The 21,986-nt window shown below is 32.3% G+C and carries 23 protein-coding genes; 13 read left to right on the forward strand and 10 right to left on the reverse strand.

The window, feature by feature from the left end; all coding sequences use genetic code 11:
- Positions 1 to 7: 7 nt before the first annotated feature.
- Together LQ688_RS04035 and LQ688_RS04040 are read left to right on the forward strand one after the other, a co-directional pair.
- Positions 8 to 379, forward strand: a complete 372-nt coding sequence (locus LQ688_RS04035) for a PaaI family thioesterase (RefSeq protein WP_017001034.1) — start codon at positions 8 to 10, stop codon at positions 377 to 379.
- A gap of 260 nt (positions 380 to 639) precedes the next feature.
- The gene (locus LQ688_RS04040) at positions 640 to 1,458 is read left to right on the forward strand and encodes an SDR family oxidoreductase (RefSeq protein ID WP_070044948.1); all 819 of its coding nucleotides are present in this window, start codon (positions 640 to 642) and stop codon (positions 1,456 to 1,458) included.
- Positions 1,459 to 2,015: 557 nt separating this feature from the next.
- On the opposite strand, the gene mnhG is transcribed toward LQ688_RS04040, so the two are convergent.
- The 8 genes from mnhG to kapB all read right to left on the reverse strand — a co-directional run bounded on the left by mnhG (position 2,016) and on the right by kapB (position 8,282).
- Positions 2,016 to 2,357 carry a monovalent cation/H(+) antiporter subunit G gene (gene mnhG / locus LQ688_RS04045; RefSeq protein ID WP_017000045.1) on the reverse strand — a complete coding sequence of 114 codons (342 nt, stop codon included), beginning with the start codon at positions 2,355 to 2,357 and terminating at the stop codon, positions 2,016 to 2,018.
- A complete protein-coding gene (locus LQ688_RS04050) occupies positions 2,335 to 2,625 on the reverse strand; it encodes a Na(+)/H(+) antiporter subunit F1 (RefSeq protein ID WP_017000046.1) in 291 nt (96 codons plus the stop codon). Before LQ688_RS04050 ends, mnhG begins: the two co-directional genes overlap by 23 nt.
- Complete coding sequence (locus LQ688_RS04055; RefSeq protein WP_147641138.1) at positions 2,622 to 3,104, reverse strand: Na+/H+ antiporter subunit E; 483 nt, start codon at positions 3,102 to 3,104, stop codon at positions 2,622 to 2,624. The genes LQ688_RS04050 and LQ688_RS04055 overlap by 4 nt, the downstream gene beginning before the upstream one ends.
- Complete coding sequence (locus LQ688_RS04060; RefSeq protein ID WP_064205105.1) at positions 3,104 to 4,597, reverse strand: Na+/H+ antiporter subunit D; 1,494 nt, start codon at positions 4,595 to 4,597, stop codon at positions 3,104 to 3,106. The genes LQ688_RS04055 and LQ688_RS04060 overlap by 1 nt, the downstream gene beginning before the upstream one ends.
- Positions 4,587 to 4,931 carry a Na(+)/H(+) antiporter subunit C gene (locus tag LQ688_RS04065; RefSeq protein ID WP_017000049.1) on the reverse strand — a complete coding sequence of 115 codons (345 nt, stop codon included), beginning with the start codon at positions 4,929 to 4,931 and terminating at the stop codon, positions 4,587 to 4,589. Before LQ688_RS04065 ends, LQ688_RS04060 begins: the two co-directional genes overlap by 11 nt.
- The gene (locus LQ688_RS04070) at positions 4,931 to 5,359 is read right to left on the reverse strand and encodes a Na(+)/H(+) antiporter subunit B (RefSeq protein WP_017000050.1); all 429 of its coding nucleotides are present in this window, start codon (positions 5,357 to 5,359) and stop codon (positions 4,931 to 4,933) included. The genes LQ688_RS04065 and LQ688_RS04070 overlap by 1 nt, the downstream gene beginning before the upstream one ends.
- Positions 5,340 to 7,751 carry a Na+/H+ antiporter subunit A gene (locus LQ688_RS04075; protein WP_218729471.1) on the reverse strand — a complete coding sequence of 804 codons (2,412 nt, stop codon included), beginning with the start codon at positions 7,749 to 7,751 and terminating at the stop codon, positions 5,340 to 5,342. Before LQ688_RS04075 ends, LQ688_RS04070 begins: the two co-directional genes overlap by 20 nt.
- Before the next feature lie 153 nt (positions 7,752 to 7,904).
- Positions 7,905 to 8,282 carry a kinase-associated lipoprotein B gene (gene kapB, locus LQ688_RS04080; protein WP_239752640.1) on the reverse strand — a complete coding sequence of 126 codons (378 nt, stop codon included), beginning with the start codon at positions 8,280 to 8,282 and terminating at the stop codon, positions 7,905 to 7,907.
- A 76-nt stretch (positions 8,283 to 8,358) separates the two neighbouring features.
- On the opposite strand from kapB, the gene LQ688_RS04085 reads away from it, so the two are divergent.
- The 6 genes from LQ688_RS04085 (at position 8,359) to LQ688_RS04110 (ending at position 14,424) form a co-directional block, all read left to right on the forward strand.
- Positions 8,359 to 8,952 (forward strand): peptidylprolyl isomerase, encoded by a 594-nt coding sequence (locus LQ688_RS04085; protein WP_017000053.1) that lies wholly within the window; start codon positions 8,359 to 8,361, stop codon positions 8,950 to 8,952.
- 83 nt (positions 8,953 to 9,035) lie between these two features.
- Entirely contained in the window at positions 9,036 to 9,236 is a 201-nt protein-coding gene (locus LQ688_RS04090) for a hypothetical protein (RefSeq protein WP_064205102.1), read from the forward strand.
- A gap of 488 nt (positions 9,237 to 9,724) precedes the next feature.
- A complete protein-coding gene (gene ygs / locus LQ688_RS04095; protein ID WP_017000055.1) occupies positions 9,725 to 10,105 on the forward strand; it encodes a S1 domain-containing post-transcriptional regulator Ygs in 381 nt (126 codons plus the stop codon).
- Positions 10,106 to 10,265: 160 nt separating this feature from the next.
- A complete protein-coding gene (pruA, locus tag LQ688_RS04100) occupies positions 10,266 to 11,810 on the forward strand; it encodes an L-glutamate gamma-semialdehyde dehydrogenase (protein WP_070045166.1) in 1,545 nt (514 codons plus the stop codon).
- Between the two features lie 70 nt (positions 11,811 to 11,880).
- The gene (locus LQ688_RS04105) at positions 11,881 to 13,071 is read left to right on the forward strand and encodes an ornithine--oxo-acid transaminase (RefSeq protein WP_064205101.1); all 1,191 of its coding nucleotides are present in this window, start codon (positions 11,881 to 11,883) and stop codon (positions 13,069 to 13,071) included.
- 108 nt (positions 13,072 to 13,179) lie between these two features.
- Positions 13,180 to 14,424: a Glu/Leu/Phe/Val family dehydrogenase gene (locus tag LQ688_RS04110; RefSeq protein ID WP_017000058.1), complete on the forward strand. Its 1,245-nt coding sequence runs from the start codon at positions 13,180 to 13,182 to the stop codon at positions 14,422 to 14,424.
- 432 nt (positions 14,425 to 14,856) lie between these two features.
- Here the strand turns inward: LQ688_RS04110 and argH are convergent, their stop codons facing one another.
- Complete coding sequence (gene argH / locus LQ688_RS04115; protein ID WP_064205100.1) at positions 14,857 to 16,230, reverse strand: argininosuccinate lyase; 1,374 nt, start codon at positions 16,228 to 16,230, stop codon at positions 14,857 to 14,859.
- Positions 16,227 to 17,429, reverse strand: coding sequence for an argininosuccinate synthase (locus LQ688_RS04120; RefSeq protein ID WP_017000060.1), 1,203 nt, complete (start codon positions 17,427 to 17,429; stop codon positions 16,227 to 16,229). Before LQ688_RS04120 ends, argH begins: the two co-directional genes overlap by 4 nt.
- Positions 17,430 to 17,633: 204 nt before the next feature.
- On the opposite strand from LQ688_RS04120, the gene LQ688_RS04125 reads away from it, so the two are divergent.
- The 5 genes from LQ688_RS04125 (at position 17,634) to lepB (LQ688_RS04145) (ending at position 21,916) form a co-directional block, all read left to right on the forward strand.
- Positions 17,634 to 18,971, forward strand: a complete 1,338-nt coding sequence (locus tag LQ688_RS04125) for a glucose-6-phosphate isomerase (protein WP_017000061.1) — start codon at positions 17,634 to 17,636, stop codon at positions 18,969 to 18,971.
- A 96-nt stretch (positions 18,972 to 19,067) separates the two neighbouring features.
- Complete coding sequence (locus LQ688_RS04130) at positions 19,068 to 19,982, forward strand: nuclease-related domain-containing protein (RefSeq protein WP_070045164.1); 915 nt, start codon at positions 19,068 to 19,070, stop codon at positions 19,980 to 19,982.
- 206 nt (positions 19,983 to 20,188) lie between these two features.
- Positions 20,189 to 20,797 (forward strand): TVP38/TMEM64 family protein, encoded by a 609-nt coding sequence (locus LQ688_RS04135; protein WP_070045163.1) that lies wholly within the window; start codon positions 20,189 to 20,191, stop codon positions 20,795 to 20,797.
- 2 nt (positions 20,798 to 20,799) lie between these two features.
- Positions 20,800 to 21,330 (forward strand): signal peptidase I, encoded by a 531-nt coding sequence (gene lepB / locus LQ688_RS04140; RefSeq protein WP_082892517.1) that lies wholly within the window; start codon positions 20,800 to 20,802, stop codon positions 21,328 to 21,330.
- A gap of 19 nt (positions 21,331 to 21,349) precedes the next feature.
- The gene (gene lepB, locus LQ688_RS04145) at positions 21,350 to 21,916 is read left to right on the forward strand and encodes a signal peptidase I (RefSeq protein ID WP_016999934.1); all 567 of its coding nucleotides are present in this window, start codon (positions 21,350 to 21,352) and stop codon (positions 21,914 to 21,916) included.
- Positions 21,917 to 21,986: the final 70 nt, after the last annotated feature.

Consider the following 21,986-nt stretch of genomic DNA (forward strand, 5'->3'; position numbering starts at 1 on the left):
TAAAAATATGAATTTATTAGATCATCTTCAAATGAAGACATTAGATGTTAAACATGGATATATTGCTATTTCAATGCCAGTTACCGATAATGTTAAACAACCATTTGGATATTTACATGGAGGAGCTACAATCGCTTTAGCAGAAACTGCAGCCTCTATGGGAGCAAATGCTTCTTCTAAAGAAGATGAAATACCACTTGGTTTAGAGATTAATGCAAATCATATTAAATCTGTACAAAGCGGTACTGTAACTGCAATAGGAACAGCATTACACATTGGTAAGACAACACAAGTGTGGGATGTTAAAGTTACAGATGAAGATAATCAGTTAATTTCAGTCATTAGAGCGACTATCGCTATTAAAAAAATTAGAAAATAAAGAGAGCAAGACAGAAATCTTATTTAAAAAAGATTTCGTAGTTCTGCCTCGGCAAGGTTGACTAGAATTGAAAAAGTCTAGTATAAGCTCAATTTTAATTCAGTTAACTACTGCCAATATAACAAAAACGAGTCTGAGACATTAATTATGTCTCAGGCTTTTTATTATTTTAAAAAACGGGTATATGAATATTGTGGATGATATGTAGAATTCAAAGTAATTGTATTTCATTCATCTTTTAAAGGAGTGTTATTAAAATTATGAAAAGATTAGAAAATAAAATTGCAGTTATTACAGGAGCTAGTACTGGTATAGGTTTTGCTACAGCTAAACAACTAGCTTCTGAAGGCGCTGACGTTATTTGTATGGATATATCCGATGAATTAGAAAAATCAGTGAAACAAATTAATGATGAAGGATATAAAGCCACTTCAATGAAAGTTGATATTTCTAAAGAAGATGAAGTAAGAAAAGCAATAGATGAAATCAAAGAACAATATGGTAAAGTTCATATTTTATTTAATAATGCAGGGATTGACCATAAAGCAGGAAGAATTCATGAATATCCTGTTGAAGTATTTGATGATTTAATGAATGTGGACTTAAGAGGTACTTTCCTTGTTACGAAGTTCATGTTGCCATTAATGTTTGAAGAAGGCGGTTCTATTATTAATACAGCTTCGTTCTCTGGACTAGCTGCAGATTTAAATAGATCTGGTTACAACGCTGCTAAAGGTGGCATTGTAAACTTCACAAAATCAATTGCGATTGAATATGGTAGAGAAAACATTAGAGCAAACTCTATAGCACCTGGAACGATAGAAACACCATTAGTTGATAATTTAGTAGGTGATAAAGAAGATAAAGCAGGCGAAGAATTTAGAGAAAATCAAAAATGGGTTACACCTTTAGGTAGATTAGGTAAACCAGAAGAAGTAGCTAAACTCGTACAATTCCTAGCCTCTGATGACAGTTCATTTATCACAGGTGAAAATATAACAATTGATGGTGGCGTAATGTCATATACATGGCCAGGCGATATGCTTAGCGATAAAAGTTGGAAAGAAACAACGAAATAAAAATTATTAATAAAGAGAGTCCGGCACATTAATAGTTGTATCGGACTCTCTTCTTATATTGGATTAAAACGTTATTGAATGTTGTTGGATTAATTAAGTCAAAAATCCAATAAAGCGCATTTAGTTGGATTAATTAAGTCAAAAATCCAATAAGAGCCTGTTTAGTTGGATTAATTAAGTCAAAAATCCAATAAGAGCCTGTTTAGTTGGATTAATTAAGTCAAAAATCCAATAAGAACGTGTTTAGTTGGATTAATTAAGTCAAAAATCCAATAAGAGCCTATTTAGTTGGATTAATTACGCCGAAAATCCAATAAGACCCATTTTGCTGGATTAATTAAGTCAAAAATCCAATAAGAACGTGTTTAGTTGGATTAATTAAGTCAAAAATCCAATAAGAACGTATTTAGTTGGATTAATTAAGCCGAAAATCCAATAAGATCCTACCAAACTCAAATCTATTTAATTATCATACACTTTGACAAAATCAGAAATAAATAACCTCACAACCTGAGATTTAACTCAAAGGTTGTGAGGTTTTATTTTAAGAAAAGTATTTATTTTGCGTCTTTTAAATCGTCTCTAACTGTTCGTTCTGTTGGTTTGACGCCCATATAATATGCGCTTCTTGTTACTAAGTGACCGGCTAGTGGTCCAGTAATAAAGATAAATATAATCCCTAACAACAGTTGAACATTAAAGTGACCTTCTTTACCGATAAAGTAAATGAGTACACCGGTTAATATTAACATGACACCTAAAGTAGAAGCTTTTCCTGATGCATGTGCTCGAGAGAATACATCTGGCAATCTTAGAATACCTAACGCAGCAAAGAAACTGAAACAAGCGCCTACGACCATCATAATAATTGAAATACTAATAATTATCGTCTCTATCATTTTCAATGATCTCTCCTTTGTCCATAAATTTCGCAAATGCTGCAGTACCTAAGAATGCTAAAATACCTATTAATAACAGAATAACGAATAAATATCTTGTATTCATCACTACGGAAAATAAAGCAATCATAGCCATTAAAGTAATACCTAATGCATCAAGAGCAATAACTCTGTCAGCTAAAGTAGGACCGATTATGACTCTGGTAAGTATGCCTATCATAGAAAGTGCGACGATGATGATTGCAATAATTACGAATATATTTATCATCGTACGCTCACCTCCTTGATTGCTTTTTCAAATGAATCTTTAATAGTACTAATTTCTGAATCAATATCAGAAAAATCTATTGAATGAATATATAGTGTTTTTTGATCATCTGAAATTGCAACTACGATTGTACCCGGCGTTAATGTTATTAGTTGAGAAAGTAATGTGATTTCCCAATCTTTTTTTAATTCTGTCGGATACGCAAAGAATGCGGGTTCATTTTTTATTTCTTTTTGGATGACAATTTTAATGACATCTATATTTGCTAATACTAATTCTTTCATGAATATACCGGCTAAAACTATCGCTTTCCAAACTGGTCTTAAATATAAATGTTTACCCGGTAGTAATGGTAAAGCAGCTAAAACGAATAAAATACCAAACAAATATCCAAATATAAATGCGCCAAATGTGTATGTTTCTGAAAGCATCATCCAAAGTGCAGCTAATAGAACATTAATGAGTACTTGTATAGCCATTAATAATCGCCTCCTAACGCATTTACATATGTTTCAGGATTGTAGAATGGTAAAGCAGCTTTTTCAATTAAAGGATATAACATGTCGGCACCAAGACCAAATAATATCGCGATTATTGTGATAGCAATACTTGATATCATTAATTTCTTCATTGGTAATTTTGGATTATACGTATAACCTTTTTCTTCTCCCCAAAATGCCATTAAGAAAATACGAACTACTGAATATAAAACAAATAAACTAGAAAGTAGTACGACGATACCACTTATATAATAACCATTATCAAAGGTCGACATGACAATCATGTATTTACCATAAAATCCGCTTAATGGTGGAATACCTGCTAATGAAAGTGCAGCAACGAAATAGAACCAACCTAATACCGGATAATTCTGTATAAGTCCGCCGAATTTTCTTAAATCAGGTGTTCCAGTAATTTTTATAATAATACCAATTAATAAGAATAAAGCAGCTTTAATGATCATATCGTGAAGTAAGTAATAAATACTTCCTATCATACCTGTTTTGTCCATCATAGCTGCGCCAATTAAAATTACACCTATTGCAATCATAATATTATAAATAATAATTTTCTTAACATCATAATAAGCAATTGCACCAATACAACCCATAATAATTGTAAGTATGGACAATACAATTAAAGTGTTAGTAATAAATTCACTATTTGCTGAATAGAATAGGCTAAATGTACGCATAATTGCGTATACACCTACTTTTGTTAATAAAGCTCCGAATAAAGCAATGATAGGTATCGGTGGAGCATAATAAGCTCCAGGTAACCAGAAGTATAATGGGAACATACCTGCTTTTGTAGCAAATACAAATAAAAACATTATAAAAGTGATAACAACGATGTTTAAATCTGTGTTCGATAGTTCTGCTAATTTAACATGCAAGTCTCCCATATTTAAAGTTCCAGTTATGGAATACAACATACCGACTCCAGTTACAAAGAATGCAGAAGTTAACACATTAACAAGTATGTATTTAATACTTTCTTGTAACTGAATCTTTGTTCCTCCAATAACTAAGAGTAGGTAGGAAGACATTAAGAATACTTCAAAGAATACGAACAGGTTAAATAAGTCGCCTGTCATAAAGGCACCATTAACACCTGTTACCATCATTGATATACCGAAATAATAGAAATATTTTTCACGATGCAATCCGATAGACTGATGAGAATATAATATTACAATTAGTGTTATTAATAAGCTGACACTTACTAATAATGCGCTGAGCATATCAACGTAAATGACAATGCTGTAAGGGACAGGCCAACTACCTAAGTTTAATGTTTGTGTCCCGTACAAATAAATCATGTTGATATTATATAAACTAACTAGAAACGCTAATACAAATCCAACTAAAACGATTTTTCGTTTTAAATATGGTCTGTGACCAGCAAAAATCAATGTTACAGCAGTTAAAAAAGTAATGACAAGAGGTACAATAATCATGTTACTTATCATCTTTCGGTACCTCCTTCATTTCTTCAAGATTATCAGTTCCTAGTTCTTTATAACTTCTGAAGGCAAGAACTAAGAAGAATGCAGTAACAGCAAATGAAATAACAATTGCTGTTAAAATTAGCGCTTGAGGAAGCGGGTCTACATAGCTTTTTATACCTGATTCTTCAATAGGTAATGCGCCTTTTTTTAATCCACCCATAGTTAATAGCATTAAATGCACACCGTGGGAAAGTAGGGTAGTACCAATAATAATCCTAATTAAACTCTTAGAGAGAACTAGGTATACTGATACAGAAATGATAATACCTGCAACGAAAATCATTAATATTTCCATTATTCATTCTCTCCAATCGATAATATGATTGTTATCGCCGTACCGACAACAGCTAATAAGACACCTAAATCAAAAATCATAGCAGTATGCCAATGTACTTCACCAAAGATTGGTAAATGTAATTCACCGAACGCATGTGTGAAGAATGTCTTACCATATGTCCAACTTAGGATAGGTGTTAGAACACATAAAAACAATCCAGTAGCTGTTATAATTTTAAAATCAAACGGAAACATCTTTTTTAATGTTTTAGTATCAAATGCGATACCAATGATGATGACTGCTGAAGATAGTAATAAACCACCAACGAATCCACCACCTGGTGTGTAATGACCACCAAAGAAGATAGAAACAGCATACATCATAAGAATTAGAAAGATGATAATGGCGTTAAACTGAAAGAATACATCATTCGATTGTTTCTTCATGTTCTTCACCTCCATCTTTACCTTTATCTCTTAATTTAATTAATGTGTATATACCTAAACCGGCAATACCTAATACTGCAGATTCAAATAATGTATCAAAGCCACGGAAGTCAACTAGAATAACGTTTACCATATTTTTACCTGCAGCAAGGTCGTATACATTATCTTTATAATATTGTGAAATAGAATCAAAGTGTCTATTACCGTAAGCAATTAAGCCAAGAATAATTACTCCAATACCTACACAAATTGAAATAATGAAATTACCTAATTTAAATTTACGATCCTCATCATGCCTACTCATCTTAGGTAAGTGGTAGAAACATAATAAGAATAAAGCAGTTGATATCGTCTCAATCGATAATTGAGTTAACGCTAAATCTGGCGCTCCGAAAAATACAAAGAATAATGCAACAGAATAACCTACTGATGCAAGCATAATAATGCTGAATAATCTTGATTTTGCTAGTACGATACAAAAAGTACTAATAAGTATTAAAGCAATTAAAATAAGTTCATAAGGTCTAATACTGCTTATATTATCAAATACAAAACTAACAGGATGTGTAAATAGTGTTAGAGCCGTGATAATAATAAAGAATGCAAAAATGTACATAAGATAAGATCTAACAAAACCTGTCATATAACTTTGTGTGATTTTGTTTGATATATACGAACTAAGCTGAATACCTCTGTCGTAATAATAATTAAACGTTAAGTATTCAGGTTGTATATCATAAACACCAACCCATTTTTGAACATTTTTAAATAGTAAAAATCCTACAACAAACACAATAATCGTTCCGATTAGCGCTGGTGTAATACCATGCCAATATGATATATGTACTTCAGGTTCACTTGCAAATGGAGCAATTGCTCTTACTGCTGGTGCAATAATAGAATTGCTTAAAATGTTTGGGAATAAACCAAATACAACAACTAGTAATGTCAATATACCTGTTGGTAAAAGCATTAAAATTGGTGCCTCATGAGCTTTTTTAGGTAAAGCTTCGGGTTTATATTCACCAAAGAAAATTTCATGAACATATTTGAACGAGTAAACGAATGTGAAAATACTTCCTACTAAAGCAACAATCGGTAATAAATAACCAAGAGTTGAAAGTGAAAATACGTCTGCGCTATGTGCATCGAACATTGCTGTTAAAAATAGTTCTTTAGATAAAAAGCCATTAAATGGTGGCACGCCAGCCATGCTTAAAGCTGTAATAATCGTAAATGTGCATGAAATTGGCATAATGGTCATTAAACCACCTAATTTTTTAATATCACGTGTTCCAACTTCATGATCAATCGTACCTGTAACCATAAATAATGCGCCTTTAAATGTCGCATGATTAATAAGATGAAAGACTGCAGCAATTATACTCGCTAAAAATAATTGGCTTGATTCACCAGAATAGTGATAACTAACTGCACCAATACCTAGCATAGACATAATCATACCTAACTGTGAAACAGTAGAGAATGCAAGTATACCTTTTAAGTCTTGCTGCTTTACAGCATTAAATGATGCCCAAAATAGTGTGATTAAACCTATTGCTGTAACAGTCCAAACAAATCCGCCACTAATGGCAAATATTGGTGTTGTTCTTGCAACTAAATAAATGCCGGCCTTAACCATTGTAGCTGAGTGTAAGTATGCACTTACAGGAGTAGGTGCTTCCATTGCATCTGGTAACCAGATGTGGAAAGGAAATTGGGCTGATTTTGTCATTGCTCCAATTAAAATAAGCACCATAGCTAAAATGAAGTAAGGTGACGATTGTATCGTGTCAGCATTCTGTATAAGTGAAGTAATACTCCACGAATTTCCTGCTAAATAAAGTGAGATAAACCCACCTAAAAGCATTAATCCTCCAAATACTGTTATTAATAATGATTTTTGCGCGCCATAAATAGATGATTGTTTATCTCTCCAATAACCAATTAATAAGAAACTTGAAATTGAAGTAAGTTCCCAGAATAAATAAAGCATGAGTAAATTGTCAGATAAAACAACGCCTAACATTGCACCCATAAACATTAATAAGTAACAATAGAAATTCCCTAAAGACTCACTTTTACTTAAATATGTAATAGAGTAGAGTACGACAAGGGCTCCAATACCAGTAATAAGTGATGCAAATAATAAACTAAGTCCATCTAGATGAACGGCAAAGTTCATTCCAATCCTGGGCATGAAATCCCAAATTACAATAAACGGTTTGTCCGAATCGGGTACATTTATGTATGACATGAAATAAATAAATATAATGACGGGAATCGGTAAAACAAACCAACCTAGATGAACGCCTTTGTAAAATCGATATATTATGGGTATAACGATTGCAAAGATTAAAGGTAATAAAATCATAATATGCATCAAACTCATTAAATAACCTCCCTTCGAAAATACCTAGTTATCATTATACACAATAATCTTAAAGCTTGAAAACACTACCGTTTCAATATTTCAGAATTTTTGTGTTATTTTTAAATATGAAGAAACACGTAAAAATATTTAAAAATTTCTTTTATAAAAAGTTTAAAAATCACTTTTATATTGTCGAGAATAATCTTTTTTTAATTGTTCGATACATTTTAAAGCTTGTTCACTATAAGCATTATTACGTTCTTTCATTTTTCCTTCTAATTCATATAAAGAATTTTTAAGAGATTCAATGTAAGAAGGAACATCTGCTTGATATTCTTTTAAAAATTGAGCTGTCGTATATCTTTTTTCGTATTGACTAAGCGCTTTTCTTTCATGGAAAAATACATTATCTACTTCATTTGGATTGTGTAAATCTCCTTGTCTAGGATGTTTGAGAACAGCAACGACTTTTACGAGCAGTTGATCTCCTTTTTCTTCAATAATTTCTACAACATATTTTCCGGTTTTGTGTGGGAATTGATATAACATGTATGTGTCCCCTTTCTATTAAATTATGTTATGATATCACTATTGTAATTATTTTAACATGAATGGAGAATTATAAATGACAAACTATCCTCAATTAACAAATGAAATACTTGAAGGTGAACGCGTAGTCGAAATGAAAACAACTAAAGGGAATATGACTTTTAAATTATTCCCAGAACTTGCACCTAAAACTGTTGAGAACTTTATTGGTTTAGCTGAGAAAAAATATTATGATGGCATTACTTTCCATAGAGTAATTAATGACTTCATGGTACAAGGTGGAGACCCAACAGGTACAGGAATGGGCGGAGAAAGCATCTTCGGAAGTGCTTTTGAAGATGAGTTTTCTTTACAAGCATTCAATCTATATGGTGCTTTATCAATGGCAAATGCAGGACCGAATACTAATGGATCACAATTCTTCATAGTACAAATGAATGAAGTCCCAGCAAATATGTTGTCACAACTTAAAGATGGTGGTTGGCCAGAAGAAATCATTGATAGATATGCAGAAAAAGGTGGCACACCATGGTTAGACCAAAAACATACTGTATTTGGGCAAATTGTTAAAGGCGAAGATGTATTAGAAGATATTGCAAATGTTAAAGTAGGCGCTAATGATAAGCCAGTTGAAGACGTTGTAATTGAATCAATAGATATTATTCAATAAATCGACATTCAATTGTCATAAAACATACGTTTTATTCGACTTAAACTTTGTTATAATCTAATTGCTAGGGGAGTGGTCGGATTATGATGGAATTTCTTTATTTTCCAGATAACAAATTAGAATATATTCCTGCTGTTGCTACGTTGTTATTGTTTATGGTTTTAGCTTTCATCGTATTTATGATGTTTCGCAAAAAATCAAAAAAAGACGAAGAAAAAATGAAGTCATTTGAAAAAGAAGTAATGAATCATTTAGAGCAAGAGGAGAAAAAAAGTAAAAAATAACAAAGTGAATATTGCATTGTATCAACTTCTCTCAGATTGGAATCCAATGGAATTTGAAAACCAATCACTTGAAGATAGTGAAGTTTATGATTGTATGCATGCAATCAATATATGAAATAGAAAATGTTACTGAACTCGCTCCAAAAACCAAGACATATATGCATTTTCTTTCAACACAACATTAGATAAAGATTCGTGCAAACAAATAGCCATCAAAACAACTGCATTACAAAGTAGCTGTGAAATGTAATATGATTAAGTATTAATTAGAAGATCTGTGAATTATTTTAATTGAAATAGTTCATAGGTCTTTTTGTGTGAAAAAATTAATGAATATTTTATGTATAATAATAAAAATTGATTAGATTACAAGTGTCAATTTACTTATCTATTATTTTCAGAATTATATATCAAATTAATGGTTTATTAAATTTAACTATGCTATGATATAAGAGTTAATAATAATAAGTACAAGGGGTTTTCTAAAAGTGAGAAAACATTATAAAGTCGGTCAATTTGTGAAAGTTAAAGTGACTGGCATTCAACCTTACGGTGCCTTTGTTGAAACCCCTGATCATGTGGAAGGTCTCATTCATATTTCTGAAGTGATGAATGATTATGTTCACAACCTTAACCAGTTTTTATCGGTCGGACAGATTGTAAAAGCTAAAGTAATCAAGGTTGAAAATGATGGTAAATTAAGTTTATCTCTTAAAGAAAATGAGTATTTCAAGCGACAAGAACGTAAGAAAGAAAAGCGTTCAGTATTAGATGAAATACGAGAGACAGAAAAATATGGGTTTCTACCTTTAAAAGAAAGGTTACCTAAGTGGATCAACCAATCAAATAAGCATTTAGAAGACGATTAAATGAACTTTTAATCGTCTTTTTGTATATTTATGTTTAATCTAAAAAACTGTCCTAATATTTGTAAAAAAATAACTTGAAGTAATCTATTAAAATGTGTCATTATAGGAATGTAAGGGGTTTCTTTTTCTGCCCCGTATAAATATAGGGAGGTTTACTTTAATGATTCCGTACAAACATGAACCATTTACTGATTTTACGAAAGAGGAGAATAAGGCTGCTTATTTAGAAGGTCTTAAAATTGTTGAAACATACTTAGGTAAAGAATATCCAATTATTGTTGGAGGAGAAAGAATTTTTACTGATGATAAAACACGTTCTTATAATCCTTCAAATATTGAAGAAACTGTAGGTTTAGTTTCTAAAGCGAGTAAAGAGCACGCTGAAAAAGCAATGGAAGCTGCTAAAGAAGCTTTCAAAACATGGAGAGAAACTGATCCAAGCGTTCGTGCAGATGTACTTTTTAGAGCAGCTGCGATTACAAGACGTCGTAAACATGAATTCTCTGCATTACTTTCTAAAGAAGGTGGTAAACCTTGGAAAGAAGCCGATGCTGATACAGCTGAAGCAATCGATTTTATGGAATACTATGCTCGTCAAATGCTAGAACTAAAAGATGGTAAAAAAGTCGAAAGCCGTCCCGGCGAATATAACAAATATAATTATTTACCAATTGGTGTTAGTGTTGTTATTTCACCATGGAACTTCGCATTTGCTATCATGGCTGGTACAACTGTAGCGCCAGTAGTTACTGGTAACACAGTATTATTAAAGCCATCTTCAAAAACACCTGTTATTGCATATAAATTTATGGAAGTTCTTGAAGAAGCTGGATTACCAAAAGGTGTAGTGAACTACATCCCTGGTTCATCAAGTGAAATTGGTGATTATTTGATCGATCATAAAGATACAAGTTTAATTTCATTTACAGGCTCAAGAGATGTAGGTGTTTCTATATATGAAAGAGCTGCAAAAGTTCAAAAAGGACAAACACACTTAAAACGTGTTATAGCTGAAATGGGTGGAAAAGACACTATTATCGTTGATTCTGAAGGAGATTTAGATTTAGCAGCAGATTCTATCGTTCAATCTGCATTTGGATTCTCAGGACAAAAATGTTCAGCTTGTTCTCGTGTAATAGCAGTAGAAGATATTTATGATGAGTTATTAGATAAAGTAGTGGAACGCACAAATAAATTAACTGTTGGCGATTCGACAGATCATGAAAATTATATGGGACCAGTTATTGATGAGAATTCATTAAATAAAATTAAAAAGTACATAGAAATCGGTAAAAAAGAAGGTCGCATTGTTGCTGGCGGAACTACTGATGGAGAAAAAGGTCATTTTGTACATCCTACCGTAATAGCTGACTTGAAACATGATGACAGAGTGATGCAAGAAGAAATTTTTGGGCCGGTTGTCGGATTTAGTAAAGCAAAAGATTACGATGAAGCAATTGAGTTTGCTAATGATACTGAATACGGATTAACAGGTGGCGTTATTACAAATAACAGAGATAAATTAGAACAAGCACGTCGTCAATTTTTAGTAGGTAACTTATACTTTAACAGAGGTTGTACAGGCGCAATTGTAGGCTACCAGCCATTTGGAGGATTTAAAATGTCTGGAACAGACTCTAAAGCAGGTGGTCCTGATTACTTAGTACTTCACTTACAAGGACGTACTACTTCAGAAATGTTATAATAATGATGGAAAAAAATATAAAGACAGTAGGGCGATTTTGCTCTACTGTTTTAATAGGAGGCGTTTTAATATGACAAAATCACAAGAAATTATTGAACAAACGAATACATTTGGTGCTCCAAACTATTTACCGTTACCAATTGTTATATCAGAAGCAGAAGGTATATGGGTGAAAGATCCAGAAGGAAATCGTTATTTAGATATGTTATCAGCATATTCTGCTGTAAACCAAGGTCATCGTCATCCTAAAATCATACAAGCATTAAAAGACCAAGCAGATAGAGTAACACTTACATCACGCGCATTCCATAGTGATCAATTAGGTCCATGGTATGAAAAGATATGTAAACTAGCAGGTAAAGAAATGGTATTACCAATGAACACAGGTGCTGAGGCTGTTGAAACAGCCATAAAAGCAGCAAGACGTTGGGCTTATGATGTGAAAGGGGTAGAAGATAATAAAGCAGAAATAATTGCGATGAATGGAAACTTCCATGGTCGTACTATGGCTGCAGTATCATTATCTTCAGAAAAAGAATATCAAAGAGGTTACGGTCCATTACTAGGTGGATTTAAACTTGTTGATTTTGGTGATATCGAACAAATCAAATCAGCAATTACACCTAATACTGCAGCCATCTTAGTTGAGCCTATACAAGGCGAAGCGGGTATTAACGTACCAGAAGATGGATACTTAAAACAAATTAGAGAAGTTTGTGATGAAAATAATGTATTATTCATAGCTGATGAAATCCAAGCAGGATTAGGTAGAACAGGTAAATTATTCGCTACAGATTGGGATAACGTTAAACCTGATGTATATATATTAGGAAAAGCCCTTGGTGGCGGTGTATTCCCAATTTCATGTATCCTTGGTGATAAAGAAGTATTAGAAGTATTTAACCCTGGTTCTCACGGTTCTACATTCGGAGGAAATCCATTGGCATGTGCTGTTTCAAATGCAGCCTTAGATGTTATCGTGGATGAAAATTTATCTGAACGCTCACTAGAATTAGGAAATTACTTTAAGTCAGAGTTAGAAAGTATAAATCATCCTGCCATTAAAGAAGTGAGAGGTAAAGGTCTATTTATCGGTATCGAATTAACTGAAGATGCAAGACCATATTGTGAAAAATTAAAAGATTTAGGTATACTATGTAAAGAAACACATGACACTGTTATTCGTTTTGCACCACCTTTAATCATTGATAAAGAAGATTTAGATTGGGCTATTGATCAAGTGAAATCTGTTTTTAAATAAAAAAACTGATAACGTTTACAAAAAACGGTTTAAGACCTTTTAAAAATAACCAATTATGTTACAATTATTTAGAGATTAAAAGTATTTAAAAAAGAGGCGAAGAGGATCATGAGCGAAAATTTAAATTTAGTTACATCGACACAAGAAATTGTTAGTGATGCCCTTAACAAATTAGGTTTTGACGAAGGCATGTATGATTTAATTAAGGAACCACTAAGATTATTAACAGTTCGTATACCAGTTAAAATGGATGACGGGTCTGTTAAGACATTTACTGGTTATCGTGCACAACATAATGATGCAGTTGGACCAACAAAAGGTGGGGTTCGTTTCCACCCAGATGTTGATGTTGAAGAAGTGACTGCCTTATCTATGTGGATGACTTTGAAATGTGGAATTGTAGATTTACCTTACGGCGGGGGTAAAGGTGGAATTGTTTGTGACCCAAGACAAATGAGTATTCACGAAGTTGAAAGATTATCACGTGGATATGTTCGTGCCATCTCACAAATAGTTGGACCAACAAAAGATATCCCAGCACCAGACGTATTTACAAACTCACAAATTATGGCTTGGATGATGGATGAATATAGTCAAATGGACGAATTCAACTCACCAGGTTTCATTACAGGTAAACCAATCGTATTAGGAGGATCACAAGGTCGCGATCGCTCTACTGCTCTTGGAGTGGTTATCGCAATTGAACAAGCTGCTAAAAAACGTGGTAAGACTATTGAAGACTCAAGATTTGTTATCCAAGGTTTCGGTAATGCTGGAAGTTTCTTAGCTAAATTCTTATACGATAAAGGTGCTAAAATTGTCGGTATTTCTGACGCATACGGTGCATTACATGATCCTGAAGGGTTAGATATTGATTACTTATTAGACCGTCGTGACAGTTTCGGTACAGTAACAAACTTATTTGAAGATACAATTACAAATAAAGAATTGTTTGAAATAGATTGTGATATTTTAGTACCAGCAGCGATTGCTAATCAAATCACTGAAGAAAATGCACATGATATCAAAGCTGACATTATTGTAGAAGCGGCTAACGGTCCAACTACAATGGGAGCTACTAAAATTTTAAGTGAACGTGGAATCTTACTTGTTCCTGATGTTTTAGCAAGTGCTGGTGGCGTAACAGTTTCTTACTTCGAATGGGTACAAAATAACCAAGGTTATTATTGGACAGAAGAAGAAGTAAACGAAAAATTACGTGAAAAACTAATTAAAGCATTTGATACAATTTATAATCTCTCTGAAAATAGAAAAATTGATATGCGTTTAGCTGCATATATTGTAGGAATTAAACGTACGGCAGAAGCTGCTAGATATAGAGGTTGGGCATAATATTTTATCCCACAATTTATTAGTAAATAAAAAGGCTGAGACATTTATTGGTGTCTCAGCCTTTTTTATATGCAGTGGATTAGGGAAGCTTGAAAGAGGCTAGTGTGCAAGAGTCCAGAAACAAGCCCGTTAGAGCGCTAATTTCAGCAATTTTAATATGAATTCAGACTGAATATAGACGATAAACTGCTCTAACGTGCAAGACAAAATAGACAAGCTCATTACAAATTCTAACGTGCAAGAGTCCAGAAACAAGCCCGTTAGAGCAAAGAATATATGATTCCGCATTAATTGAGTACTCATTTATTTTACCATGCTGTATTAATAATAAATGATTTTATAAAAAATAAGCATATCACTGTGATTACTGAGAGATTCAGTAGAGTGATATGCTTATTTAATTTAAGCTTACGTCTTAGTCTTACTTTAAATCTATAAAAGCTGTTTAGCTACTTTAATTTGGTGATAGACTGCTTCTTGGCCTGTAGAACCATAACTTTTTCTACGATTCAAACAGTTTTCAGGTTTTAAGTAATCGTAGACGTTATTATCTATTTTGTCATTGTAAGATTTGTAGTGTTCTAGTGGTACATCTAATAAATATTTATTATTTTGAATACACCATAATACAATTTTACCTACTATTTCATGTGCTTCTCTAAATGGTATGTTTTGTTCTACTAGATAATCTGCTAACTCAGTTGCATTAGAAAAATCTTGATGTACTGTTTCATGTAATCTTTCTTCGTTAACAGTCATTGTTGAAATCATACCTTCGAAAATTCTAAGAGAACCTTTTATAGTGTGAACGGCATCAAATAAGCCTTCTTTATCTTCTTGCATATCTTTATTATAAGCAAGTGGTAAACCTTTTAAAGTCATTAACATACTCATTAAATGACCAGTTGTTCGCCCAACTTTACCTCTAATTAGTTCTGCCATATCTGGATTTTTCTTCTGTGGCATAATAGATGATCCTGTAGAGAAACTATCTGAAAGTGTAACGAAATTTGCTTCACTGCTAGACCAAAATATAATTTCTTCTGAGAATCTTGATAAATGTACCATCGTTAAAGAAATATTATGTAGTGTTTCTACGATGTAATCTCTATCGCTTACAGCATCTAAGCTGTTTTCGTATAGATTATCGAAGCCTAATAACTCTTGAGTACGATGTCTATCAATAGGATGTGTCGTGCCACTTAAAGCTGCTGCACCTAGTGGACTCATATCTATACGTTTAATACTATCGTTAAAACGAGATTTATCTCTTTCTAACATCCAAAAATACGTCATAACATGATGTGCAAATGAAATAGGTTGCGCTCTTTGTAAATGAGTATATCCGGGCATTATAGTATCTACATGTTCGTCAGCGATTTTTATAATAGCTTGTTGTAAAGATTCGACTAATTCAATAATTTCATGAACATGCTGTTTTGCATAAAGGTGCATATCTGTAGCGACTTGATCATTTCTGCTCCTGCCTGTATGCAATTTACCACCAACTTGACCGATTTTCTGAATAAGTGCATGTTCAATATTGAGGTGAATATCTTCTAGAGATTCTGATAGTTCAAGGTTATCGTTGTAATAATCTTGTTGAATTTCTTTTAATCCTTGAATAATTTGCTCAGCCTCGTGTTGGTTAATAATATTTTGTTCAGCAAGCATCGTAGCATGTGCAATGCTGCCTTGAATGTCTTGATCAATTAAATTTTTATCAAAATGGATAGATGCATTGAATGCATCTACCCATGATTCGGGATTAGATTCGAATCTTCCTCCCCAAGCTTTTTTTATCATTTTAAAACACCCTCTGTTTCTAATAATGCATTTACTTTAGTTGGTAAACCAAAGATTTCTATGAAGCCAACTGCAGCTTCTTGGTTAAATGCATCTTCTTTAGTATAAGTAGCAAGTTCTTCATTATATAAACTATAAGGTGATTTACGTCCATTGACGATAACATTTCCTTTAAATAATTTAACACGAACAGTACCTGTAACTTGAGTTTGAGTTGAATCAATAAATTGTTTCAAACTTTCTGTTAAAGGTGAGAACCATAAACCGTTATATATTTGTTCAGCTAATTGCTTTTCAATAACTGGTTTAAAGTGTGCAACATCTTTAGTTAAAGTAATTGTTTCTAAAGCTTTATGAGCTTCCATGATTACTTTTGCACCAGGTGTTTCATATACTTCACGAGATTTAATACCTACAAGACGATTTTCAACATGATCTATACGACCAATACCATGTAAACCAGCTATGTGATTTAATTTTAATATTAATTCATCTAATGGATATACTTGATTATTAATAGAAATTGGAAGACCATTTTCAAATACAATTTCCATTTCTTCAGCTGTATCTGGTGTATTTTCAATTGGGTTCGTTAAATCGTATGCATCTTCTGGTGGTGTAGCGAAAGGATCTTCTAAAATACCACATTCATTACTACGTCCCCATAAGTTTTGGTCTATAGAGTATGGTGAATCTAAATTAATTGGAATAGGTATGTTATGTTTTTTTGCATAATCAATTTCTTCTTCACGACTCCATGACCATTCACGAACAGGCGCTAAAACTTTAATGTGTGGCGCTAAAGCTTTAATAGCTACTTCAAAACGTACTTGGTCGTTACCTTTACCAGTACAACCATGTGCGATTGCCATTGCATCTTCTTTTAACGCAATTTCAACAAGTTTTTTTGAGATTAAAGGTCTACTTAAAGCAGATACGAGCGGATAACTGCCTTCATACATAGTATTACCTTTAATTGCATAACCAACGAAATCTTCACTGAATTCTTTAGTAGCATCAATCACATAAGATTGTTCAGCACCCATATCTAAAGCTTTTTGTTGAACAAGTGCTAGATCTTTACCTTCACCAACATCTAAGCAACATGCAACGATTGTATAACCTTTCTCGATTAACCACTTAACTGCAACACTTGTATCTAAACCACCTGAATAAGCTAAAACAACTTTTTTCGACATAATTGAAAACCTCTCTTTGTATTAATATTTAATATCTTGTATATTTAATCGTTGTGTATACACTACCACATAAAAAATGTATTTTCAATAGTAATATTAAATAATTATGCATAAATAAGTGTAGTGTTGCATTTCCATTGAAAGCGTATGAAAACTAGAGTAAAATAGAATTGTTGTTATTCATAAGACAAATAGGAGGATATTATGACACATATTCAATTTGATTATAAAAAAGCGTTAGCATTTTTCGGTGAACATGAACTTGAGCAAACGCACGAAGCAGTAAAAAATATACATCATGTTATACATGATAAAACTGGTGCAGGTAGTGACTTTTTAGGTTGGGTTGACTTACCAGTCGATTATGACAAAGAAGAATTTGATAGAATTCTTAAAGCTTCTAAACGTATTAAAGAGCAATCAGATGTATTGTTAGTCATTGGTATTGGCGGTTCGTATTTAGGTGCAAGAGCTGCTGTAGAAATGTTGAATTCTACATTTGCTAATTATGAAAAAGGTGAAAACCCACAAATAATTTTCGTTGGTCATCATTTATCATCTTCTTATGTACATGATTTAATTCAATACTTAGATGGAAAAGATTTCTCAGTAAATGTTATTTCTAAATCAGGTACAACGACTGAACCAGCTGTAGCATTTAGAATTTTCAAGAAGCTTCTTGAAGAGAAATACGGTAAAGATGAAGCTAAAGAACGCATCTTTGCAACAACTGATAAATCTAAAGGTGCATTGAAAGATTTAGCTACTGGTGAAGGTTACGAAACATTTGTTGTTCCTGACGATGTTGGCGGTAGATATTCTGTATTAACAGCTGTTGGTTTATTACCGATTGCTGCGAGTGGTATAGACATTCAAGAAATGATGAATGGCGCGAGTGCAGCTAGAGAAGACTTATCATCTTCTGATTTAAATGAAAACATTGCATATCAATACGCTGCTATACGAAATATTTTATATGCAAAAGGTTATACAACAGAAATGTTAATCAACTATGAACCTGCATTACAATACTTCAGCGAATGGTGGAAACAATTATTCGGCGAATCTGAAGGTAAAGATTTCAAAGGTATTTATCCTTCAAGTGCAAACTTTACTTCTGATTTACACTCTTTAGGACAATATGTTCAAGAAGGGCGTCGCTTCCTATTTGAAACTGTAGTAAAAGTAGATAAACCTAAACATGATATTACAATTGAAGAAGATAAAGACGACTTAGATGGTCTTAACTTCTTAGCTGGTGAAACAGTCGATTATGTTAATACTAAAGCTTTCCAAGGTACACTATTAGCACATACTGACGGTGGGGTACCTAACTTAGTCGTAAATGTTCCGCAATTAGATGCATATACATTCGGTTATGTTGTATACTTCTTCGAATTAGCATGTGCGATGAGCGGGTACTTATTAGGTGTTAATCCATTCAACCAACCAGGTGTTGAAGCATATAAACAAAATATGTTCGCTCTATTAGGAAAACCTGGATATGAAGATCTTAAAAAAGATTTAGAAGACAGATTATAATATGATGAAAAATCGTGAAAAAAGCCCCCGAATTTTATTCGGAGGGCTTTTTTTATTTTCTTAATGCAAAAATTGAAAAAATGAGGTGTATTTTTTATGAATTTGCAAAAGCCCTTAATTATTAATTATGTAGATGCTTTGAGAGGAAGAATAGATAAAATACCTGATCAACTAGAAGAGTTATATACAATTTGGAAACAAGGTTATATAGGAGAAAAGGAATTTAGCGAGATATTAAATGAGCAAAAATCTGAGACATGGTTGCATGATTTACAATTTAAAAATTATAATCAAGTTCAGCTAGATTTTATAGTGGTTACAGATGAAGCAATTATTCAATTTGAAATTAAAAATTATACTGGGGATTACTATTATGAAAATGGTAAATTATTCAGAAGCACTGGTTACGTAGCAAAAGATTTAATTCATCAATTTGAAGTATCTGATGAAACATTAAAAAGAATAGTAAAGAAATATAAAATCGACAGAAAAGTTATAAGTTATATTGTCTTTATTAATCCAACATTCACTTTATATGGAGACTTAAGATCACGAATAAATATATTGCTTTATAGTGAATTACATAAACTGAAGGATATGTTTGGCGCAAACTTTAAATATGATGAAAATGTATGGATATGCAAAAAGTTAAAATCATTACATCAACCATTCATTACAAGTTATTTATATTTTGAAAAGGTTGAATTCTCGAAAGTTATTGGTGGGCTCAAATGTATTAGCTGTAATAAGATAATAGAACCATCAGAAATTTTTAACGTTCGAAAGTATGTAAAATGTAAAAAATGCGGAACTATCTCTTCAAGATATGCAATTGTTCTTCAATCTTTAAAAGAATTATATTTATTAAAAGGAGAACCATTTTCAATAAACGAAGCAGAGAAATGGACTGGTGTATCAAATAGCGCAATCAAACGCATATTATATAAAAAGTTTAAAAGAATTGGTAACTATAAGAATAGTAAATACGTTGATGAAGATGCGGTCCGATAAAATAAAATTAACGAACCGCAAATACAAAATACAGTTCGATAAATAAAAATTATCGAACTGCAAACACAAAACCTCTCCAAGTCATAAACAAAGTATCATTTCCACTGAATCGCATACCTACGACTTTTGTATGATGCCAATTTACTTTAATAAATACGAAATTATGAGTATAATTAATATAAATTTTCAGAAAGAAGTTGCGTTAAATGATATTTCAAGATATTATAAATTGGTTTAATGAGGAAAATATTACGGGATTAATTGAAACATTTAAGTCATTCGGTATATTTATAGCTTTTTTACTACCTTTTATAGAGGCGTTTATCCCATTTTTACCTATTATTTTATTTGTTATTGCAAATGTTAATGCATATGGGTTGTTAGTCGGGTTTCTCATTTCATGGGCGGGCACTGTTGCTGGTAGTTATTTTGTATTCTTAATATTAAGGTTAATTTCTAAAAAGAAATTTATGAAAAAGGTAATCGAGCATAAAAAAGTCGTAAAATTTATAAAATGGATCGATAATCACGGGTTTGGTCCTTTGTTTATATTACTATGCTTTCCGTTTACACCAGGTGCATTAGTAAACATGGTTAGTGCCTTTTCTAATATTAGTAAACAAGTATATTTATTAGCGCTTATTTTGTCGAAAGCAATTATGATTTTTACGTTAAGTTTTATCGGTGCAGATATAAATTCCTTTTTTGCAAGTCCTAAAAAGAGTATAATAGTATTCGTGATTATCTTTGTGCTATGGTTAGTAGGAAAATGGCTCGAAAAATACTTTGATAGTCGTCTAGACAATAGGAGTTAATTATGAGAAAGATATATGAATGGTTGATTGCGATTATAATTGCGTTTGCACTATTATTTTTAGTTAGAGCGTTTTTATTTGTTGGTTATGTCGTGAACGGTGAATCGATGGAACCAACATTTTACGATAAAGAACGTGTTATCGTAAATAAGCTTGTTAAGAACATTGGACAAATTGATAACGGTGATGTGATTGTTTTTCATGCTAATAAAAATGAAGATTACATAAAACGAGTTATTGGTTTACCAGGTGATACTGTTGAAATGAAAAATAATAAACTGTATATTAATGGTACTCAAGTAAATGAAAGTTACCTAAAAGATGGTGAAAAGACACCAAATTTCAATACTAGAACAATACAAGGTTCTAAGAGTGATGTTATTCCTAATGATGAATATTTAGTCTTAGGAGATAATCGTAATAATAGTAGAGATTCAAGAGAAATAGGCTTTGTATATGAGAAAGATATTGTTGGAAAGGTCAATTTAAGATATTATCCATTTGACCGTATAGATACAAATTTCGATAAATAACGATAATGAGGTGGCATTTTTGAAAAAAGAATTATTTGAGTGGGCTGTGGCGATAGTCGTCGCTGTTGTAGTAGTATTACTTATACAAAAGTTTTTATTCACAACATACACAGTTTCTGGTGACTCGATGTATCCAACATTAAAGAACGGTGAAAAAGTAATTGTTAATAGAATAGGGTATAAAGTAAGCGATATTGATAACGGTGACGTGATAGTATTCCATGCGAATGCGAACGATGATTACGTTAAAAGAGTTATCGGTAAACCAGGCGATACTGTAAAATACAATAATGATCAATTATATGTAAATGACAAGAAAGTTCCAGAAGAATACTTAAAAGAAAACAAAGAAAATAAATCACGAGATTTATTAACTGAAAACTTTGAAGTAAAAGACCTTGTTAATTCTAACGGTGCTAAAGAAATACCTAAGGGCAAATATCTCGTTTTAGGGGATAACCGTGAAGTAAGTAAAGATGGTCGTTCATTTGGACTTATTGATGATGACGTAATTATTGGTGAAGTATCATTGAGATTCTGGCCACTAAATCAATTCCATTACAATTTTGATCCTGCAACAGACTAAATTTTAATATACACACCTTACTTAGAAAATACGATACAAAAGTTAGAATTAGATTTTAACTTTTGAAGTA

The sequence above is a fragment of the Mammaliicoccus sp. J-M40 genome (assembly GCF_022386395.1).
GTDB classification, from domain to species: domain Bacteria; phylum Bacillota; class Bacilli; order Staphylococcales; family Staphylococcaceae; genus Mammaliicoccus; species Mammaliicoccus lentus.

What these genes read in the sequence shown, in the direction of transcription:
- LQ688_RS04085 (WP_017000053.1), top strand. Translation starts at nt 8,359, where the DNA reads ATGACAAACTATCCTCAATTAACAAATGAAATACTTGAAGGTGAACGC.
- LQ688_RS04105 (WP_064205101.1), top strand. Translation starts at nt 11,881, where the DNA reads ATGACAAAATCACAAGAAATTATTGAACAAACGAATACATTTGGTGCT.
- kapB (WP_239752640.1), bottom strand. Translation starts at nt 8,282, where the DNA reads ATGTTATATCAATTCCCACACAAAACCGGAAAATATGTTGTAGAAATT.
- mnhG (WP_017000045.1), bottom strand. Translation starts at nt 2,357, where the DNA reads ATGATAGAGACGATAATTATTAGTATTTCAATTATTATGATGGTCGTA.
- lepB (WP_082892517.1), top strand. Translation starts at nt 20,800, where the DNA reads ATGAGAAAGATATATGAATGGTTGATTGCGATTATAATTGCGTTTGCA.
- LQ688_RS04065 (WP_017000049.1), bottom strand. Translation starts at nt 4,931, where the DNA reads ATGGAAATATTAATGATTTTCGTTGCAGGTATTATCATTTCTGTATCA.
- argH (WP_064205100.1), bottom strand. Translation starts at nt 16,230, where the DNA reads ATGATAAAAAAAGCTTGGGGAGGAAGATTCGAATCTAATCCCGAATCA.
- LQ688_RS04110 (WP_017000058.1), top strand. Translation starts at nt 13,180, where the DNA reads ATGAGCGAAAATTTAAATTTAGTTACATCGACACAAGAAATTGTTAGT.
- LQ688_RS04075 (WP_218729471.1), bottom strand. Translation starts at nt 7,751, where the DNA reads ATGAGTTTGATGCATATTATGATTTTATTACCTTTAATCTTTGCAATC.
- LQ688_RS04125 (WP_017000061.1), top strand. Translation starts at nt 17,634, where the DNA reads ATGACACATATTCAATTTGATTATAAAAAAGCGTTAGCATTTTTCGGT.
- LQ688_RS04055 (WP_147641138.1), bottom strand. Translation starts at nt 3,104, where the DNA reads ATGGCTATACAAGTACTCATTAATGTTCTATTAGCTGCACTTTGGATG.
- LQ688_RS04130 (WP_070045164.1), top strand. Translation starts at nt 19,068, where the DNA reads ATGAATTTGCAAAAGCCCTTAATTATTAATTATGTAGATGCTTTGAGA.
- LQ688_RS04090 (WP_064205102.1), top strand. Translation starts at nt 9,036, where the DNA reads ATGATGGAATTTCTTTATTTTCCAGATAACAAATTAGAATATATTCCT.
- LQ688_RS04070 (WP_017000050.1), bottom strand. Translation starts at nt 5,359, where the DNA reads ATGAAGAAACAATCGAATGATGTATTCTTTCAGTTTAACGCCATTATC.
- pruA (WP_070045166.1), top strand. Translation starts at nt 10,266, where the DNA reads ATGATTCCGTACAAACATGAACCATTTACTGATTTTACGAAAGAGGAG.
- LQ688_RS04135 (WP_070045163.1), top strand. Translation starts at nt 20,189, where the DNA reads ATGATATTTCAAGATATTATAAATTGGTTTAATGAGGAAAATATTACG.
- LQ688_RS04120 (WP_017000060.1), bottom strand. Translation starts at nt 17,429, where the DNA reads ATGTCGAAAAAAGTTGTTTTAGCTTATTCAGGTGGTTTAGATACAAGT.
- LQ688_RS04035 (WP_017001034.1), top strand. Translation starts at nt 8, where the DNA reads ATGAATTTATTAGATCATCTTCAAATGAAGACATTAGATGTTAAACAT.
- LQ688_RS04040 (WP_070044948.1), top strand. Translation starts at nt 640, where the DNA reads ATGAAAAGATTAGAAAATAAAATTGCAGTTATTACAGGAGCTAGTACT.
- LQ688_RS04060 (WP_064205105.1), bottom strand. Translation starts at nt 4,597, where the DNA reads ATGATAAGTAACATGATTATTGTACCTCTTGTCATTACTTTTTTAACT.
- LQ688_RS04050 (WP_017000046.1), bottom strand. Translation starts at nt 2,625, where the DNA reads ATGATAAATATATTCGTAATTATTGCAATCATCATCGTCGCACTTTCT.